The sequence below is a fragment of the Peribacillus sp. NPDC096622 genome, assembly GCF_044762665.1.
Taxonomy (GTDB): domain Bacteria; phylum Bacillota; class Bacilli; order Bacillales; family DSM-1321; genus Peribacillus; species Peribacillus frigoritolerans_B.
In genome coordinates this window covers 283,513-299,937 of sequence record NZ_JBIWES010000002.1, presented here as the reverse complement: position 1 = coordinate 299,937, position 16,425 = coordinate 283,513, and the positions used below count along the sequence as shown (strand labels likewise).

The following is a 16,425-nucleotide window of genomic DNA, read 5'->3' as shown; positions in this document are numbered from 1 at the left end:
TTCCGCGGACGGTCCCGGGAGCCTCCTCGGCGCTTTTGCGCCTACGGGGTCTCCCTTGGACGCGTATTCCCGCAGGAGTCTCGCACCTTCCGTTCCAATCAGATCTCCAGAAATCTAAATTGGACCCCCAATTGCCCACACGTTTTTTTAGGGTTTATACTGTGACCGTTCACTTCCACTCCAGGCACTCGCTTTCCGCGGACGGTCCCGGGAGCCTCCTCGGCGCTTTTGCGCCTACGGGGTCTCCCTTGGACGCGTATTCCCGCAGGAGTCTCGCACCTTCCGTTCTAATCAGATCTCCAGAAACCTAAATTGGAACCCCAATTGCCCACACGTTTTTTTAGGGTTTATACTGTGACCGTTCACTTCCGCTCCAGGCACTTGCTTTCCGCGGGCGGTCCCGGGAGCCTCCTCGGCGCTTTTGCACCTGCGGGGTCTCCCTTGGACGCGTATTCCCGCAGGAGTCTCGCACCTTCCGTTCCAATCAACTTTGTATTAACCGTTAGATTGCTCCTTTTACCTAAGTCTTTTTTTAAATAGAAGGATTAAAACTGAAGTGATAATCACTTCTCTACTTTTGGAAGAAATTATGACTGACTATTTAATTATAGGACTTCCCCATTATTCAAATGAATCTGAGAGGGTACTAGGAATTGATATAACCCATCCAACTCATTTCACCATACACATTACTGACATCTTCATCTATGTATTTTGCAGTACCATCATACTCAAATAGGATTGTAGCCATAAGATTCCTTGGTGACATAAACGAATGGTCCCTTCCTTTTTAGGGGCAGTAATCTCTTTTTTTCCACATCGCAGTGTTCCTTACACCCTTCAATCAGTACAAAAAAAGAGCCTGACACAAGTGTCAGACCCTTTCTTGTTAGGCTAGCTTTTCAATTAACGAAGTAACTGAAGAACGCCCTGCGGTTGCTGGTTCGCTTGAGCTAGCATTGCTTGAGATGCTTGCGCCAAGATTGAGTTCTTAGTTTGCTCCATCATAGTCTTAGCCATATCTGTATCACGGACACGTGATTCAGCAGCTGTCAGGTTTTCAGAAGAAGTACCTAAGTTGTTGATAGTATGCTCTAAACGGTTTTGGTTAGCACCTAGTTTAGAACGTTCAGCTGATACTGTATCAATCGCTGTTTGGATTTTTGTGATAGCTGCTGATGCGTTTTTAGCATTAGAAACATCCAGGCCGGATTCAACACCTTTAGAATCTGTACCATTGCTTACATTTGTACCAGCTGTGAAGCCTGTACCAGTACCAGTCAACCCAAGAGCACTTGCACGCATATCACCGATTTCAAGTGTCAGGCTTTGGTTTTCGTTTGCACCGATTTGGAATTGAAGACCTGCTCCATCAGCTTTTCCTTCTGTAGTTGTGACAGTTTTGTCTGTAACACCAGTACCTTTAGTAAGATCTGCTTTTAAATCAGTATCCTCGCCTTTTGATTTCGCTACAATCTCCACTTTGTTACCAGTAACGGTAACATCGTATTTTGCATTTAAATCAGCATCGCCAGTGATTGCTGTTTCTATAGCTGTAGCTGTAGTACCCGCGTCAGTATCAAAGGCTACATTTTCTCCTAAAACATCTATAGACCCTGCTGTCATTCCAGTTAAATCAAATTCAACCTTAGCTAAGTTACCAGTAGTGGCTGAATCCTTAGAACCATTCAATAGTTTCTGAGTATTGAATTCAGTAGTATTACCAATACGGTTGATTTCAGATGTTAATGAATCCATTTCCTTTTGGATTTCTCCACGGTCACTAGTTGTATTAGTATCCGTTGATGCTTGTGTAGCAAGTTCACGCATACGTTGAAGGATGTCAGTCGTTTCGTTCAATGCACCTTCAGCAGTTTGGATTAAAGAGATAGCATCTTGTGAGTTACGGGAAGCTTGGTCCAATCCGCGGATTTGTCCACGCATTTTTTCAGAGATTGCAAGACCGGCAGCGTCGTCGCCTGCACGGTTGATGCGCATGCCTGAAGCTAGTTTCTCCATTGATTTGGATTGTGCATTCGTCGCACTTGATAATTGACGGTGCGTGTTTAGAGCTGAGATATTGTGATTGATGATCATTTATGTTTCCTCCTTGAGTCCTTAAGTCCCCACGTCCATGTGGTTAGTTACGATAGGCAGTGAATAAGTCGGCCGCCTATTTCACTGCTCATCGTTGTATACTTAATATCGACCTGCTTGGAAACATATTTAGCGTATTTTACGATTTTTTCTTGAAATACTCATTTATTCCTTCCAGAAAATTGGTTTCTGTTTTGGAGGCTTTTCTATTTTCCTGCTGGATGGAAAGGTAGATTTCCTTCCTATGGATATCGACGTTTTTCGGGGCATTGATTCCGAGTTTGATCTGTTCCCCTTCAATGGACAGGATCGTAATTTCGATATCATCGCCAATCATGATCGCTTCATTCGGTTTTCTGGTCAATACGAGCATCATTCGCCCCCCTGTTCTGCTGGAGGTTCAAACAGTCTGTGCTTTGTACGGTATTCACTAGCATTCATGATGAATTGCTTTCCGACTTTTTTTGGGCCATTCATGATGATTGGGGCCTGGAGATTCGCCGTCGTTTCATTGAAAGGGTCCTGGATCGTTAAGATGACGAAAGTAATGACTTCCAGTTCCGTTTCTATTTGCAAAGAAGATAATACCTCATCAGTAAGCTTCACTTCGTAATCATGAAACAATTCAAAAGGATCTGTTACAATGAAGGCAAGCTCTTTTGTTTCTGTCGATTGCAGGACGAAAAAGGGCGTGTCATCCAAAGCTAGCAAGCAAAACTTTTTTTCTTCTAAAAATCCTGGTATCCCGCTTTCAAATACATAAATCTCTTTCTCTGCCAATTCGAGTTCGCCATGAAATTTTGTTTGTAGAATCATCTATGTTTTCACTACCTTATTCATCCGGAAATAGATTGATGAAGTCTATTTCTAGCGCATTTTTTTGTAGAATTTCGACATCCACACTGCCTGGTGTGTATGTATGGTTCACCCTATTGATTTGAGCATCAATGATCGGTTTTTGGGCGGTTGCTTCAATCTTCACTTCCGCTGGCTGGTAGTCAAGCTTTACGCTGAATGGAGAGGGGATCCAGCCGAGATTGAACTGCTTCTCAGGTCCTTTGCTGTTTTGCCTGGCCTGATCTGCCAGTGGATTACCGCCTTTTTCAATATGCCTCAGCTCCGTCCCCTGCTGGGCACGTCTCGCCATACCCGCCAGCCAATCTTGATATCCCTGCTGCGCAAATTCATCGACTCTTCTTGATAGGCTTTTCAAATCCATGTCTTCCCTTGCTTGTGACTGATCGATTGTCAGCTTGCCTGGGGTGGTTTGAATCTCCAGGGTCGCTTGCGGCTGATTAATGGATTGGACCGCCGCCTTCTGTTCGATTTGCTGTACAGGCTGCTCTATATTCAATCCAATCTTCATTGGGGTGGATTGCAATCTGATTTGTGGAATCTGCATCATCATCACTCCTTATAGAAAAAAGCTATCCATTTAAGAATAACTTAACGAAGAAAATCCAATAAACTCGGCTGCATGATTTTTGCGCCGATACTTAATGCCGCACTATGGACACTTTCCTGGGTCGTCAAATCCATGATCGCCTTTTCGATATCGACATCCTCATTTTTCGAAAGGATTTCAGTGGCAAAAACCTCCTGCTGCTTGAGACGGTCCGTCATCAGCTCAATCCGATTCTGCCTTGCGCCAACCTGTGCCTGCATGCCTAAGAAGGTGTTTATCGTTGCGTCAAGTCCTTCCAATGTGCCGCTTACGTCCCCACCGTTTTCGAGTGCCGCGATTGTCTGGTCGATGCTTCCGCCGGCAGCGAGTGCATCACCAAAAATCTTGGAACCGTCCGTATTTATTTTAAGGGAAATCCCGGAAAACACTTCAAGGTTTATGTCCCCTGTGCCATACACCGTATTTCCATTGCCATCTTTAACGGAAGATGGTCTCACATTCGTATCCTGGCCGTTGAAAATATACTTCCCGCCGATCTGTGTGTCGCCAAGAGTTATGAGATGCTCTTTTAATTGTTTAATTTCTTCTGTAATGGTTTTCAGTTGTTCCCCTTCATACGTCCCATTGCTGCCTTGAACGGTTAATTCACGAATCCGCTGCATGGCGGAAACCGCTTCCGTAATGGCATCATCCGTGCTGTCGATCCAGTTGGTCGCCTCGGCAATGTTACTTTGATACTGCCCTATTTGATTGAGATTTGTCCGGTACCCCATTCCCATCATGGCCGCAACAGGGTTATCGGATGGCTTGGAGAACTTCTTTTGAGAGGAAACCTGCTCTTGCAGCTTGGACATCTTTTCATAACTGCTGCTTAAATTGCTCAACATATTATTGGTTAGCATCGATTGCGTTACCCGCATATTCGTCCCCTCCTATTAACGGCCTGCTGTACCCATTCCGTTTATGATTTTATCGAGCATTTCATCCATCATCGTCATCATTCTTGCAGATGCGTTGTATGCCTGCTGGAATTTGATCATGTCTGTCATTTCTTCATCAAGGGATACGGAACTGACAGACTCCCTATTTTGATTGACGGAGGCAGCAAGGACGACAGAGTTGGAAAGGTTCTTTTGGGCGCTTTGGGAATCCACCCCAAGCTTTCCGATGATACCGGAATAATAGGTGTCGAAGCTTCCCGTCAATTCGTCAGAATTTTGGTCTTTAGTCGAGTACTCACTGAACGCCTTCTTTTTAAGGTCAGCCAGGAGTTTGGCATTTTCATTATCACCGGATGCCCCTCCGCTTTTTCCGCCGGCGGCAATTTTTGTGGGATCCTTCACGATTTCACCATTCACCCAGATGCTTTGGGCGGCACTCTTACCAGGTTCAAGTTCAAAGAAGTTCATAGTTGAAGTGTTGTCATCACCTAAGGCATAACCTTGTTTATGGATGGCATTGAACTCATTCACGAAAGCCGTCGTCATATTATCGAGCTTTTTCAGCATATCAGGATAAGCGCCGCCGATCGTCCCATCAGCCTTCTTATAGCCGAAGCTTTTGATCAAACCGGATAGCTCTCCCGAGAATTTGTAATCGGTCAATGTTTTCGAACCAAACTTCAATCCGTCCACCATACCTGTCGTTTTATCATGGCTAACTTCAACTTTCGAAGTTCCCACCATCCCGGTTTGGTTAACACTGACTAGATTGATGGGCGGCACAAAAGACGAACCGTCTTCTTGCATCAATTCGATGTTGTATAGCCCTGTGGCCACATCACTGGCTCCGCCGTAATCCGTCGGAATGACGTTATTCACTTTAATGCTGACAAGCTGTGAGAGATTGTCTACGAGCACATCACGTTTATCATAAAGATCATTGGGGATATATCCATGCGGCTCCACTTTGCTGATCTGTTGGTTAAGCTGATCAATACTGCTGATGAGCGTATTGATTTCGTTCGCTTTGACGTTTATCTGATTGCCGATATCCGTTTGAACATTCGTCAGCGAGTTGTAGTAGTAGTTTAGGGTATCCGCGACCATGGCGCCCGTCGAGGCAACGACTTCACGCGCCCCCGAGTTTTCCGTATTCGCCGTCAGCCCCTGCAGCGAATTCCAGAACTTCTCCATCGTGGCAGCCAATCCGCTGTCGGTCGGTTCGTTCATGACACCTTCCATTTTCGTCAGGGATTCGCTCATGGCCCCGTAATAACCGATTTTATTGCTTTGTGTCCTGTATTGTGCGTCCAGGAAACTGTCGCGGATCCGCTGAACCGTTTCAGCTGCCACCCCTGTCCCGATTTGGCCGGCAACGCGCGGGCTGTTCAAACCGACAGTAGGAAAGCCCGACGTCTGGACCAAGTTGACCCGCTGCCTTGAATATCCTAATGTATTGGCATTGGCCACGTTATTTCCTGTTGTATACAAGGCCCCTTGAGAGGTGGATAATCCGCGTTTGGCGGTCTCAAGACCCATAAAGGTTGAAATCATTTGCTCGCACCTCCATCTTTTTTCTGCTTCTTATGCTTTGGAATCAAACATTCCCATGCCGATTTTCGCCGTTTTCCCAACCGAATCCCCATAATTCAGGTTCTGGTGCTGAGGTCTCAGAATATCCAAGGAGACATTGATGAATTGAAGGGACTGATAGATCAATTGCTGATTTAAACCGTTCCGCTCCTTCAGCTTTGCCACTTCATCAATCAATTCCGCTTTTAGCATTTCAAGGACTTCCGTTTCTTCTGGTCCTGTCAGTTCCGTCACGGTATGGATGGAGGCATGCTGTCCAGCCGTTCCATTGGCTGCAAGAAATTCCTCGACTGCCCTTTCTCGTTCCTTATCCGTCTGGCCGATCGCTTTAATATGCTTTTGTTCCGAAATCAGCAGGGCAGTAATCGCCTCGGTATCATTTGCTTTCAAAATGGCCGTTTTTCTTATCGCCAATTGATTGAAGCTTTTATGAAGCCTGATCAATTTTTCAAGCGATCCGATGATGTTCCGTGCAGACATTTCGCTGCCTCCTCCGCTCATAAATGAAGGACGGAAAATGGCTCCGTCCACTTCATTCAAGCTTTTTCATTGAAAATTCATTTCCGGTAAAAATCGATGAGACCCTTAGCCGTTGCTTGTGCATTCAATTTATAATTTCCTTTTTCAATTTGGATTTTCAGTTCATCCACTTTTGCTTGTCTTGCAGCAAGAAACGGAGATGATTGCTGCATTTCTTTTGCCGCTGAGGAAATTTCAACTTTATCCGAGGATTTGACCTTGGATTCTTTGATATTCCCCGTTTTATTGGCTTGAAGATTATAAGGGTTAACACCTGTCATACCGACGTTATTGATTTTCATATTCCAGATCCTCTCCTTCGGTCGATTTTATAAATCCCATTATGTTTCGATTCATTAACACATGAAAATGGCTCTGGACTGTGTTATTCTCCCTATCTTTATTATCGACAAGGAACGGATTTCTTTAATTGTTTGCTGTAATCTTTCCTTCGACACCCATTGTCGAACATTGTTCTCAATATCGAATATTTTAACAAATACTGCATCATGTTTCCATGAATGAATTACCCTTTTTGATCATCCTTCATGTAGTACGTACTTTTTTTATCATTTCCTTGAATTTCAGTGAGGCGCTTTTCTTCAATTTCAAATGCCTGCAAATCCGTACGCAGTGAATCGCCGCATTTGTCGCATAACCTTCCGCTCTTGATGTTAGCGCCGCACTTTTCACATGGAATTCCGAGGTTGGGAAACTGTGAAATTCTAAGCTTTCCGGTTCTCACAAATTTAATAATTAACGTTTCTTCAACGCCGGTTTCCTTAACCACCTGCATCATGGACGCCGTTCTATTTGTTTTCTTGCGAATATATGCATAAACTTTATCATATTGGGCTTCTTCTTCTTTATAACAGGCATCGCATATATCACGGAATTTCGTCATGACGAATAACGAATTACAGTTTGGACAGTTGAATACATCCATCGAGGCCCCTCCTTCACCATCACGGCGATTATTCTTCAGTACTGTATATATCGAATAATCCCGGCGATACTTTAGGATGTTTATTAAAATAAGCTTTTTCACCTAGCCAGGGTGATGGATGATACTTCTTTTGCCCCAGCCGTCATCAATGCTTTGGCTGCATGCCTGAGAGTTGTGCCTGTTGTGTATATGTCATCGATGATCAAAATAGATTTATGCTCCAGCAAATCAGATTGCATGACCTGAAAAACCTGCGGTAATGACATTCTCTCTTGACGAGATTTTTTTGATTGTTTTTCCGTATGGATTCTTGTCAAGGTCTCAAACGGATGAAGCCCAGCTAGATCTGCCAAAGCCTGTCCCTGGTTGAATCCCCGCTCCTTAAGTCGTTCATCACTAAGCGGGATGGCCGTTACCAGGTCAAATTCCATGTCCTTTAACCTTTCTTTCAAAAAGGGGACGAAAACCTCAGCTAACGCATAATCCCCCCGGTACTTATATTTAGCAATCATGTCTTTTAAGTATTCATTATAATGAAATAGCGATATGTTCTTCGACAAATAGCCTCCCCATTCCCTATTCCTTTCCCATCTTGAACAATCGAGACAGAGGTCACCGTTCATATGATCCCCTCCCAGCTCCCTTGAGCACATTGAACATGTTTCTCCGGTTATCCTATTGAGTTTCCCCTCACATCCTTCACAAATTGCCCTTGCCTCCGCCTGCTTAAGGAGGCTCCTCCATGTCAAAGCTTGCTCCATTCCTTCATCACAAACAAGACATCTATTCATCCAGCAGCCCCCTTTTCATGGCATCTTTATTCATCATTTGTATATGGTGAACCGCCTTGACCATCGCTTTACTTTTACCGTAATGAAAAAAGGTGATCGTACCGGCAGGATAAGCAAAGCTTCTTCCTACCCTCCCGGCAATTTGAACGAGCGCACTTTCGGAAAACACTTCATGTTCAGCACCGATCACGGCTACTTCCAACCGCTCAATTGTCACGCCCCGCTCCAGGATGGTCGTGGTCAGTAATCCTGGAACAATTCCATTCCTTAGTGCCATTACTTTTTCCTTTCGATCGGGGTGCCGGGAGTGGACAATCGATAATTCAGGGCACAGCCCTTGAAACAGCGGAAGGACCTGCTCCATCACTCTAATGCTTGGAAAAAACAATAGGAAGGGGATATTCCGGTTAAGGCGTTCACTTATCCATCCGTTGATTTTGGGGGGAATCTTTTTTTGAAGAAATAGTTTTTGCCAATTGCCGCTCCACTTCATTTCAGGGACGGGGATTGGCTTACGATGATAACGGGCCGGGATTATGACGGCTTTCAATTTGCCGCTTCGGTATAGCCGCTGCATCCTTTTCGAAGGTGTAGCGGTCAAGTAGATGGTTGCCGCGGATACCTTTTTCGATTTATTAACCGCATAATGCAGCGAATCATCAATTGAGTAGGGAAACGCATCGACTTCATCAACGATGATGACATCGAAAGCTTCAATAAAACGGAAAAGCTGATGGGTCGTGGAAACGGTCAGTGGCGAAAAACCATGGCGATCTTCACTCCCGGCATGGAGGGTCGTGACTCCAATGCCAGGAAAAGCTTTTTTTAACCTTGGGGAAAGTTCGAGAACGACATCGGTTCGCGGTGTTGCCAAACAAATCCGTTTCCCGGCATGCAAGGCTGCCTCAATCGCCGGAAATAATATCTCCGTCTTCCCTGCCCCGCATACAGCCCATACCAGGAATTCATCTTTTCCATTTATGGCTTCAACGACACAGTCGGAGGCATTTTGTTGACCTGCCGATAAAGTGCCCGCCCACCTCAGCACATTGTCAGGAATCGTAAATTGAATGCCGGGACCTGTCCACCTATAAAGCTTTGCACATTCACTGACCCGTCCCATCATGATGCATGAGCGGCAGTAAGTGCAATCTTGATTGCAAATCTTGCAAGGGAAAGTATAAAACAAGGTTTGATCTTTGTTACCGCAGCGTACACAGCGATAACCGCCGTTCCCGGATTGCACGCCGCAAGTTTCCGAGACATACCCATTCTTGATATGCTTTGCGAGGAGTTCTTGGGAGAAGGGGATTTCGAAGGCCAAAAGATGTTTTCCGATGAGATGGTTCTGAAGTTCCGGGGAATAAGGCGGGGAAATGCTCATTTTTTTCAAACTGAAACCTCCATTTCTTGATAAATTACACTCCCCCTTATCATTCGCTTTTAACTCCCGGATTCCTTTTTGCTCCATAAAAAAACGCCTTTCACTTAGTAAAGGCGTTACAGCTTAAATCTTATACCAGCCCATCCCCATCGAGCCTTCGCCCAGATGTGTTCCGATTACTGGACCGAAGTAGCTGATGTCGAACTCGACATTTGGGAACCGGGCTTCAAGTTCGGCTTTCCAGTCTTTAGCTTCACTTTCCCGTTTAGCATGAATGATGACGGCTTTATATTTCTCGCCGCTCGCCGCGTCTTCTCCAAGTAAATCAGCAATCCGTTTCAGCGCCTTTTTTCTTGTACGGATTTTTTCGAATGGGACGATGACTTTATCAACAAAATGGAGGACCGGCTTCACTTGAAGCAGACTGCCAATCAAAGCTTGGGCACTGCTTAAGCGGCCGCCTCGCTGGAGATGGGATAGGTCATCTGCCATGAAGTATGCCCTGACCGATGGTTTCATTTCTTCAAGCCTGGCCATGATTTCTTCTGGACCTTTACCATCAAGTGCCAGCTTTGCAGCCTCGATCACGTAAAACCCCTGCACCATGCAGCTGATTTCCGAATCAAAGGCATGAACCCTAATTCCCTCGACCATTTCACCTGCAGATACCGCTCCTTGATAGGTTCCGCTGATGCCGCTCGATAAATGAATGGAAATTAAATCATCATATTCTTTTTGCAGTTCCTCGAACTTCTCGACAAACTTCCCGATTGGAGGCTGTGAAGTGGTCGGCAATTTCTCCTGCCTCTTTACTTCCTCATAAAACTCATCCGCAGTAATATCAACTTCCTCCCGGTAAGCTTCATTGGAAAAAATGACATTAAGCGGCATCATATGTATATGTAAACGATCACGCATTTCCTTTGGTATATATGCAGTGCTATCTGTTACGACTGCGGTTTTCATAATAGTACCATCCTTATATAAATTTACTTCGTATCATATTCAACATTCTATCTGAAAATGCCTTTATTTGCATTAAATAGCTTTCTTCATTTCCAAAAATTTGAATATAATTATCCACCCAATAAAAAAATCCAGCCCTTCAGCACGCATTGCGAAATCTGAAGAGCCGGACTTATCGAACGCTTTAATTACTTCACTTCTACCCAGCCGTTTTTAATAGCTAGGACAACCGCTTGTGTACGGTCATTCACATTCATCTTCTGAAGAATGTTACTCACATGGTTCTTGACTGTTTTTTCACTGATATATAGGGTTTCGCCGATGGCCCGGTTGCTTTTCCCGTCCGCTAAAAGCTGAAGCACTTCACACTCGCGTCGAGTCAATAGGTGAAGCGGCCTCCTGATTTCTATCGTATGTACGGAATCACGATCAGTACCCTCTTCAGCTGCTAAGCGGCGATATTCTTTAACTAAGTTATGGGTGACCTTCGGATGAAGGTATGAGCCGCCTTCAGCGACTACACGCACAGCATCAATCAATGCGTCTGCGTCCATTTCTTTCAACAGATAACCTTGTGCTCCTGTTTTCAATGCGTGCTGCACGTAGTTTTCATCATCATGAATGGAAAGGATGATGACTTTTGTTTCAGGGTAACGGCTCACGAGCATTTTTGTTGCTTCGACCCCATTCATGTTCGGCATGTTGATATCCATGATAACAACATCAGGTTTATGTGTTTCAACGAGATCCATAGCTTCGCTTCCGTCATCACCCTCGGCAACAACATCAAAGGATGATTCAAAATCTAATATGCGCTTTACGCCTTCACGGAAAAGCTGATGGTCATCGATTATGATGATACTAGTCTTCAACGGCTTCTTCCTCCTAGTTTCTGTTTAATATGTCTATTCTCTATAATTTATAAATGGTAGGGAATTTGGATAAATACCAAAGTGCCCGCCCCCGGTTGTGAATCGATCGTCATTTCACCTTCCAGCAGCTCGACTCTTTCTCTCATTCCCACCAAGCCAAATGAACCTTCTTTTTGAATCGAAGAGTCAAATCCCTTTCCATCATCTTTGACGACGACGGTCACCATCTCCTTGGAAATGGACAGTTTTACTTGAATCTGTTTTGGGTCCGCATGCTTCAATGAATTTTGTACAGCCTCTTGAACCAGCCTGAATAAAGCGACCTCCATATCGGAAGGGAGCCTTTTGACCTGCCCAAGGTTGACGAAATTCAGATTCACGCCATTATTATAGTCTTCGGTCGTTTGCAGGTACTTTCTGAGGGTAGGAACAAGCCCTAAATCATCAAGCGCCATAGGACGAAGGTCATAGATGATTCTTCGCACTTCATATAAAGCATTCCTTACCATGACCTTTAAACTGCGGATTTCCACTAACGCTTCATCAGGCCCTCTCTCCCGTTGCACCCGTTCTATCAGGTCTGAGCGCATCATGACGTTTGCCAGCATTTGCGCCGGACCATCATGAATTTCACGTGAGAGCTTTTTGCGTTCCTGCTCCTGGGCTTCGATTATTTTCAGGCCGAAGTCCTGTTTGCGTTTCGCTTCTTGAAGGGCTTCCCCCACAAATTTAAGATCCTGTGTCAAATAATTCTGCACTACCGATATTTGCGAGACGAGATGCACCGCTTTATCGATTGTCTGCTGCAAACCCCTTAACCTTAACTCAAGCTCATCCCGGCGATTACGGAGCTCTTTTTCCAATTGCCGGTTAATTTGTAAATCTACTTGCAGCTTATGTGCCCTTTCATATGCATCGCGCACCTGTTCTTCAGAAAAATGGTTGAAGTGCATACTGACTTCTGAAAGCCTTTTTCGAGCAAACCTGGCTTTTGAATCCAGTGCATCGCTGTCGGTTATCACAATGGCAACCCTGATTTTCACATCATCAAGCTCTTTTGATAATGACTCGAAATCCTTTCGGCATTGTTCGCCGATATCAAAGACTTCATCCTTACTTTCACTAACAGTGCTCACCATTGTTTCTAAGATCTTGTCCAATGCTTTAGCATCAACCTTTTTTATGGACATTAAGACCCCTCCACTTAAATCAAAAGACTTAAACAATTTATTGTCTTAAAGACTATGTATATGGAAAAAAGTTCTTTCCCTTTTTCATGAATGGTTAAATTTCAGGAAACTTTTGTATGAAGTAACCTTCATGAACATATTGTACCAAAAAAAGATTAAAAATACGTTAATTTCCTTTTGTGATTTCCATAAAATGTACATATTTACTATACATCTCATAATCCAGGCATTAAGTCTGCCTATTAAAGGCAGAAAGCCATATCTATTATCCTGATACAAAATATCCTTTTCAATCAAATGGGATATTCCGCTCCATTGATTATCATATGAAACAGATGCATTTATTAAATGGCAAAATCCTTGAAATGAGAGGACACGTTAAGGTAAAGCCAGGATAATGGCACAGAACTCATTTTTTTCCTACAATGTTATTCTTTTAAGCATATATGGCCAGCTAATAACAATAACAGGCAATGAAATTAATTATAACACGTACAGCTTTATCTTATATTAAAGTTTCTTTACACATGCAGTATGTAAATGAATCGTCATTGCCACTTTTTCCGCAAAGCCTTATAATAAATCAACTAATAGGAAGCACGAAGGTGGAATAGAAATGCTCACTCAATATTTAACGGTGGCAGGTCGCGGCGAACATGAAATCGTCATTGAAAAATCCCGTTTTATTTCCCATATCGCCCGAGTCGAAACCGAAGATGCCGCACAGGCCTTTATCCAGGAAATCAAGAAAAAGCACAAAGATGCTACACATAATTGTTCAGCTTATATGATCGGGGAACAAAATCAAATTCAAAAGGCCCTCGACGATGGGGAACCAAGCGGAACGGCAGGCGTCCCTATCCTGGAAGTGCTTAAGAAAAAAGAACTGAAAGACACCGCTGTTGTGGTCACTCGGTATTTTGGCGGCATCAAACTTGGTGCTGGAGGTCTCATTCGCGCTTACAGCAAAGCGACATCAGAAGGGATAAATACCACTGGTGTGGTCATTAGGAAACTAATGCGGGTCATTTCGACAACCGTCGACTATACCTGGCTTGGAAAATTGGAAAACGAATTGCGGTCTTCCATTTATCAAATAAAGGAAATCCAATACCTTGATCAGGTCAATATCCTTGTATATGTTGAGGAAACACAAAAAGAGACATATAACGCTTGGATTACAGAGCTGACAAATGGTCAAGGCCATATCACCGAAGAAGAAATGCTTTATTTGGAAGAGGCATTCTCCTGATATACTCCTGCATATTTTTCCATTTTTATGCTGTAATATAATTGAAAAGAAATATTTATTTTACGAAATTATTAAATCATTGTAAAATTAGGTGTAATATATGACGAAATATAAACTGCAGGATTCGAAAAATAGCGATATATGTCTGATGTTCGTTATTTAAAAGGAGAAGAAAAAGATGTCTACTACTAGGCGTGTTTATAAAATTAAAAAAACAAAGAAAAAAAGGCGAAAGAGGCTTTGGTTATTGCTTGTTCCCCTGCTGGTACTTGGTCTGGGAGCTTCTACGTATGCTGCAACCCTGTATATGAAAGCCCAGAATGTATTCAATGATTCCTATGACCCTGTGGAAGCATCAGCAAAGCGAAGTGCAGCGATCGACCCGCTCGAAGATAATTTCTCGATCCTCTTCATAGGGATCGATGATAGCAAGGACCGTGACTTAAAAGGAAATTCCCGCTCGGATGCTTTAATGCTGGCCACATTCAATAAAGATCAAAAGTCTATAAAACTATTAAGCATTCCGCGTGATTCATATGTGTACGTACCAGCCAAGGGCGTAACCACCAAAATCAACGCGGCCCATGCAGCCGGCGGACCGAAAGCGACGATGGACACCGTAGAGGAGTTACTCGATGTCCCTGTCGATTATTATGTTCGCATGAACTTCAATGCTTTCATCGATGTCGTAGATTCATTGGATGGCATCGAAGTCGACGTCCCTTATGAAATGTATGAAATCGATTCACATGACAAAAAGAATGCCATCCATCTTGAAGAAGGATTACAGACCGTTGATGGTGAAGAAGCATTAGCGTTTGCACGGACACGTAAAAAGGACAGTGATATCCAACGTGGTGAGCGTCAGCAAGAAGTCCTGAAAGCCATCATCGCCAAAGCAACCTCTGCTGGATCACTAACGAAATATACAGACGTAATGGAAGCTGTCGGCGACAATATGACAACGAACCTTCAATTCTCGCAAATGAGAGGTTTCATAAAATATGTGACTACCGATAAAGGCATCAATCTTGAAACCATCAAACTTGAAGGTCAGGATTCTACCATTAACGGAACCTATTATTATCAGCTGAACGAAACATCATTAGCGAATACTAAGCTGTTGCTTCAATCCCACTTGAACCTGGGACCAGCTGAAGGCAATCAAACTGAAGCAGTTCAATCACAAATACAAGAATAAAGTGAAACCCCCACTCGTCATGAGTGGGGGTTTTTTGATGCATTCCTTACCATTTCTTATATGAAGTCACATGCTGCTGCAAGAATGGCTCTAATATGATCTAGCCCCTTTTAGTAGTTAGCAGCAAAAAAGCCACCAACCGTTACTTCAAACGATTGGTGGCTTTCCAATAAAACTAGCGAATCTAGTAATCTATTCCAAAATGATCATGGCTTGTTTTTAAAGTTGAGCATCTTGAGCAACGGCTGGTAGTTTGAATTGACCAAACCAATTTTCTCCACAAAAATCTCTATGATCAGGAGAAGTCCCGTTACAAGAAACAAAGCCCCCCACACCGTTGCAAATTGAAAGATTATTGCCACTAAGCCAAAGCAAGCAGCTAAAGCGTAAATGAGCAAGACAGTCTGCTTATGAGTGAATCCCAAGTTTATCAAACAGTGATGTAAATGGGATTTATCAGCAGCCGAAATCGGCTGTTTATTAACGACCCTGCGGATAATCGCGAAAAATGTATCCGAAATGGGAACACCCAAAATGATGATCGGTACGATCAATGAAATCATCGTAACGTTTTTAAACCCTTGCAGGGACAGAACGGCAATGATGTAACCTAAAAATAATGCGCCTGTATCTCCCATGAAAATCTTTGCCGGATGAAAGTTATATTTCAAGAAGCCAAGGGTGCTTCCAATCACGATCAATGCGACCATGGCAACAAATAGGTCCCCTTTAATAAGGGCCATAGTTGCAATTGTCACTAATGCGATCGTTGAGACACCGCCTGCAAGGCCATCCAGTCCGTCTATCAGGTTGATTGCATTAATGATGCTGACGATCCACAAAATGGTGATTGGTATACTTAAAACACCAAATTCAAGTGTATCGGTAAAGAACGGCAAATTGATGAATTCCACTTCAAGACCGCCCCATAATACGATAATGAGGGCCGCCAAAACCTGGCCCAGGAATTTGGGTGCTGCCCTTAATTCAAAAATATCATCAGCCATCCCGATCAATATGATGACAAGGGCTCCCACCAGAAGGGGCAGCTGCTGCCCAAAATCATCCATGAAAAGCAAGAAGGTAATGAAAAAACTCAAAAATATAGCTAAACCGCCCATGCGCGGCATAATTTTACTATGCACTTTTCGCTCATTCGGTTTATCGGTAGCTCCTAATTTAAAGGCCAGCTTTCCGACAAAAGGAGTCAAAAAAATGGATAATAAAAAGGCTACCAACAAGGCCCCTAACATCAAGAACCACCTCAA

The 16,425-nt window shown here is 43.7% G+C and carries 18 protein-coding genes; 2 read left to right on the top strand and 16 right to left on the bottom strand.

The genetic code is table 11. The annotated features are described in order from the left end of the window. Positions 1-646 precede the first annotated feature (646 nt). The 15 genes from ACIQYG_RS04815 to ACIQYG_RS04745 form a co-directional block, all read right to left on the bottom strand. Positions 647-769 (bottom strand): hypothetical protein, encoded by a 123-nt coding sequence (locus ACIQYG_RS04815; protein WP_402835854.1) that lies wholly within the window; start codon positions 767-769, stop codon positions 647-649. A gap of 137 nt (positions 770-906) precedes the next feature. Beyond that, positions 907-2,097, bottom strand: a complete 1,191-nt coding sequence (locus tag ACIQYG_RS04810; protein WP_402835852.1) for a flagellin N-terminal helical domain-containing protein — start codon at positions 2,095-2,097, stop codon at positions 907-909. A gap of 139 nt (positions 2,098-2,236) precedes the next feature. Further along, entirely contained in the window at positions 2,237-2,470 is a 234-nt protein-coding gene (gene csrA, locus ACIQYG_RS04805) for a carbon storage regulator CsrA (protein WP_402836347.1), read from the bottom strand. Beyond that, positions 2,470-2,913: a flagellar assembly protein FliW gene (gene fliW / locus ACIQYG_RS04800; protein WP_402835850.1), complete on the bottom strand. Its 444-nt coding sequence runs from the start codon at positions 2,911-2,913 to the stop codon at positions 2,470-2,472. Before fliW ends, csrA begins: the two co-directional genes overlap by 1 nt. A 16-nt stretch (positions 2,914-2,929) precedes the next feature. After that, entirely contained in the window at positions 2,930-3,505 is a 576-nt protein-coding gene (locus tag ACIQYG_RS04795; protein WP_402835849.1) for a DUF6470 family protein, read from the bottom strand. A gap of 38 nt (positions 3,506-3,543) precedes the next feature. Continuing rightward, positions 3,544-4,422, bottom strand: a complete 879-nt coding sequence (gene flgL, locus ACIQYG_RS04790) for a flagellar hook-associated protein FlgL (RefSeq protein ID WP_402835847.1) — start codon at positions 4,420-4,422, stop codon at positions 3,544-3,546. 15 nt (positions 4,423-4,437) lie between these two features. After that, a complete protein-coding gene (gene flgK, locus ACIQYG_RS04785; RefSeq protein WP_402835845.1) occupies positions 4,438-5,997 on the bottom strand; it encodes a flagellar hook-associated protein FlgK in 1,560 nt (519 codons plus the stop codon). Positions 5,998-6,027: 30 nt separating this feature from the next. Next, complete coding sequence (locus ACIQYG_RS04780) at positions 6,028-6,516, bottom strand: flagellar protein FlgN (RefSeq protein ID WP_402835843.1); 489 nt, start codon at positions 6,514-6,516, stop codon at positions 6,028-6,030. 77 nt (positions 6,517-6,593) lie between these two features. Beyond that, positions 6,594-6,857 carry a flagellar biosynthesis anti-sigma factor FlgM gene (gene flgM / locus ACIQYG_RS04775; RefSeq protein ID WP_402835841.1) on the bottom strand — a complete coding sequence of 88 codons (264 nt, stop codon included), beginning with the start codon at positions 6,855-6,857 and terminating at the stop codon, positions 6,594-6,596. A gap of 224 nt (positions 6,858-7,081) precedes the next feature. Continuing rightward, positions 7,082-7,501: a TIGR03826 family flagellar region protein gene (locus ACIQYG_RS04770; RefSeq protein WP_402835839.1), complete on the bottom strand. Its 420-nt coding sequence runs from the start codon at positions 7,499-7,501 to the stop codon at positions 7,082-7,084. Between the two features lie 98 nt (positions 7,502-7,599). Then, the gene (locus ACIQYG_RS04765; protein ID WP_402835837.1) at positions 7,600-8,292 is read right to left on the bottom strand and encodes a ComFC family protein; all 693 of its coding nucleotides are present in this window, start codon (positions 8,290-8,292) and stop codon (positions 7,600-7,602) included. Continuing rightward, complete coding sequence (locus ACIQYG_RS04760) at positions 8,285-9,676, bottom strand: ATP-dependent helicase ComFA (protein WP_402836345.1); 1,392 nt, start codon at positions 9,674-9,676, stop codon at positions 8,285-8,287. Before ACIQYG_RS04760 ends, ACIQYG_RS04765 begins: the two co-directional genes overlap by 8 nt. A gap of 123 nt (positions 9,677-9,799) precedes the next feature. Then, a complete protein-coding gene (locus ACIQYG_RS04755) occupies positions 9,800-10,642 on the bottom strand; it encodes a DegV family protein (RefSeq protein ID WP_402835835.1) in 843 nt (280 codons plus the stop codon). Positions 10,643-10,830: 188 nt separating this feature from the next. Beyond that, positions 10,831-11,514, bottom strand: a complete 684-nt coding sequence (locus ACIQYG_RS04750; protein WP_402835833.1) for a response regulator — start codon at positions 11,512-11,514, stop codon at positions 10,831-10,833. Positions 11,515-11,561: 47 nt separating this feature from the next. Continuing rightward, entirely contained in the window at positions 11,562-12,704 is a 1,143-nt protein-coding gene (locus ACIQYG_RS04745) for a sensor histidine kinase (RefSeq protein ID WP_251426777.1), read from the bottom strand. 616 nt (positions 12,705-13,320) lie between these two features. Between ACIQYG_RS04745 and ACIQYG_RS04740 the strand changes: the two genes are divergently transcribed. Both ACIQYG_RS04740 and ACIQYG_RS04735 read left to right on the top strand, forming a co-directional pair. Next, on the top strand, positions 13,321-13,956 hold the full coding sequence (locus ACIQYG_RS04740; RefSeq protein WP_402835830.1) for a YigZ family protein: 636 nt from the start codon (positions 13,321-13,323) through the stop codon (positions 13,954-13,956). A gap of 178 nt (positions 13,957-14,134) precedes the next feature. Further along, the gene (locus ACIQYG_RS04735) at positions 14,135-15,157 is read left to right on the top strand and encodes an LCP family protein (RefSeq protein WP_402835828.1); all 1,023 of its coding nucleotides are present in this window, start codon (positions 14,135-14,137) and stop codon (positions 15,155-15,157) included. A gap of 206 nt (positions 15,158-15,363) precedes the next feature. Here the strand turns inward: ACIQYG_RS04735 and ACIQYG_RS04730 are convergent, their stop codons facing one another. Continuing rightward, positions 15,364-16,413: a glycosyltransferase family 4 protein gene (locus tag ACIQYG_RS04730; protein ID WP_402835826.1), complete on the bottom strand. Its 1,050-nt coding sequence runs from the start codon at positions 16,411-16,413 to the stop codon at positions 15,364-15,366. Positions 16,414-16,425: the final 12 nt, after the last annotated feature.

What these genes read in the sequence shown, in the direction of transcription:
- ACIQYG_RS04815 (WP_402835854.1), bottom strand. Translation starts at nt 769, where the DNA reads ATGTCACCAAGGAATCTTATGGCTACAATCCTATTTGAGTATGATGGT.
- ACIQYG_RS04810 (WP_402835852.1), bottom strand. Translation starts at nt 2,097, where the DNA reads ATGATCATCAATCACAATATCTCAGCTCTAAACACGCACCGTCAATTA.
- csrA (WP_402836347.1), bottom strand. Translation starts at nt 2,470, where the DNA reads ATGCTCGTATTGACCAGAAAACCGAATGAAGCGATCATGATTGGCGAT.
- fliW (WP_402835850.1), bottom strand. Translation starts at nt 2,913, where the DNA reads ATGATTCTACAAACAAAATTTCATGGCGAACTCGAATTGGCAGAGAAA.
- ACIQYG_RS04795 (WP_402835849.1), bottom strand. Translation starts at nt 3,505, where the DNA reads ATGATGATGCAGATTCCACAAATCAGATTGCAATCCACCCCAATGAAG.
- flgL (WP_402835847.1), bottom strand. Translation starts at nt 4,422, where the DNA reads ATGCGGGTAACGCAATCGATGCTAACCAATAATATGTTGAGCAATTTA.
- flgK (WP_402835845.1), bottom strand. Translation starts at nt 5,997, where the DNA reads ATGATTTCAACCTTTATGGGTCTTGAGACCGCCAAACGCGGATTATCC.
- ACIQYG_RS04780 (WP_402835843.1), bottom strand. Translation starts at nt 6,516, where the DNA reads ATGTCTGCACGGAACATCATCGGATCGCTTGAAAAATTGATCAGGCTT.
- flgM (WP_402835841.1), bottom strand. Translation starts at nt 6,857, where the DNA reads ATGAAAATCAATAACGTCGGTATGACAGGTGTTAACCCTTATAATCTT.
- ACIQYG_RS04770 (WP_402835839.1), bottom strand. Translation starts at nt 7,501, where the DNA reads ATGGATGTATTCAACTGTCCAAACTGTAATTCGTTATTCGTCATGACG.
- ACIQYG_RS04765 (WP_402835837.1), bottom strand. Translation starts at nt 8,292, where the DNA reads ATGAATAGATGTCTTGTTTGTGATGAAGGAATGGAGCAAGCTTTGACA.
- ACIQYG_RS04760 (WP_402836345.1), bottom strand. Translation starts at nt 9,676, where the DNA reads ATGAGCATTTCCCCGCCTTATTCCCCGGAACTTCAGAACCATCTCATC.
- ACIQYG_RS04755 (WP_402835835.1), bottom strand. Translation starts at nt 10,642, where the DNA reads ATGAAAACCGCAGTCGTAACAGATAGCACTGCATATATACCAAAGGAA.
- ACIQYG_RS04745 (WP_251426777.1), bottom strand. Translation starts at nt 12,704, where the DNA reads ATGTCCATAAAAAAGGTTGATGCTAAAGCATTGGACAAGATCTTAGAA.
- ACIQYG_RS04740 (WP_402835830.1), top strand. Translation starts at nt 13,321, where the DNA reads ATGCTCACTCAATATTTAACGGTGGCAGGTCGCGGCGAACATGAAATC.
- ACIQYG_RS04735 (WP_402835828.1), top strand. Translation starts at nt 14,135, where the DNA reads ATGTCTACTACTAGGCGTGTTTATAAAATTAAAAAAACAAAGAAAAAA.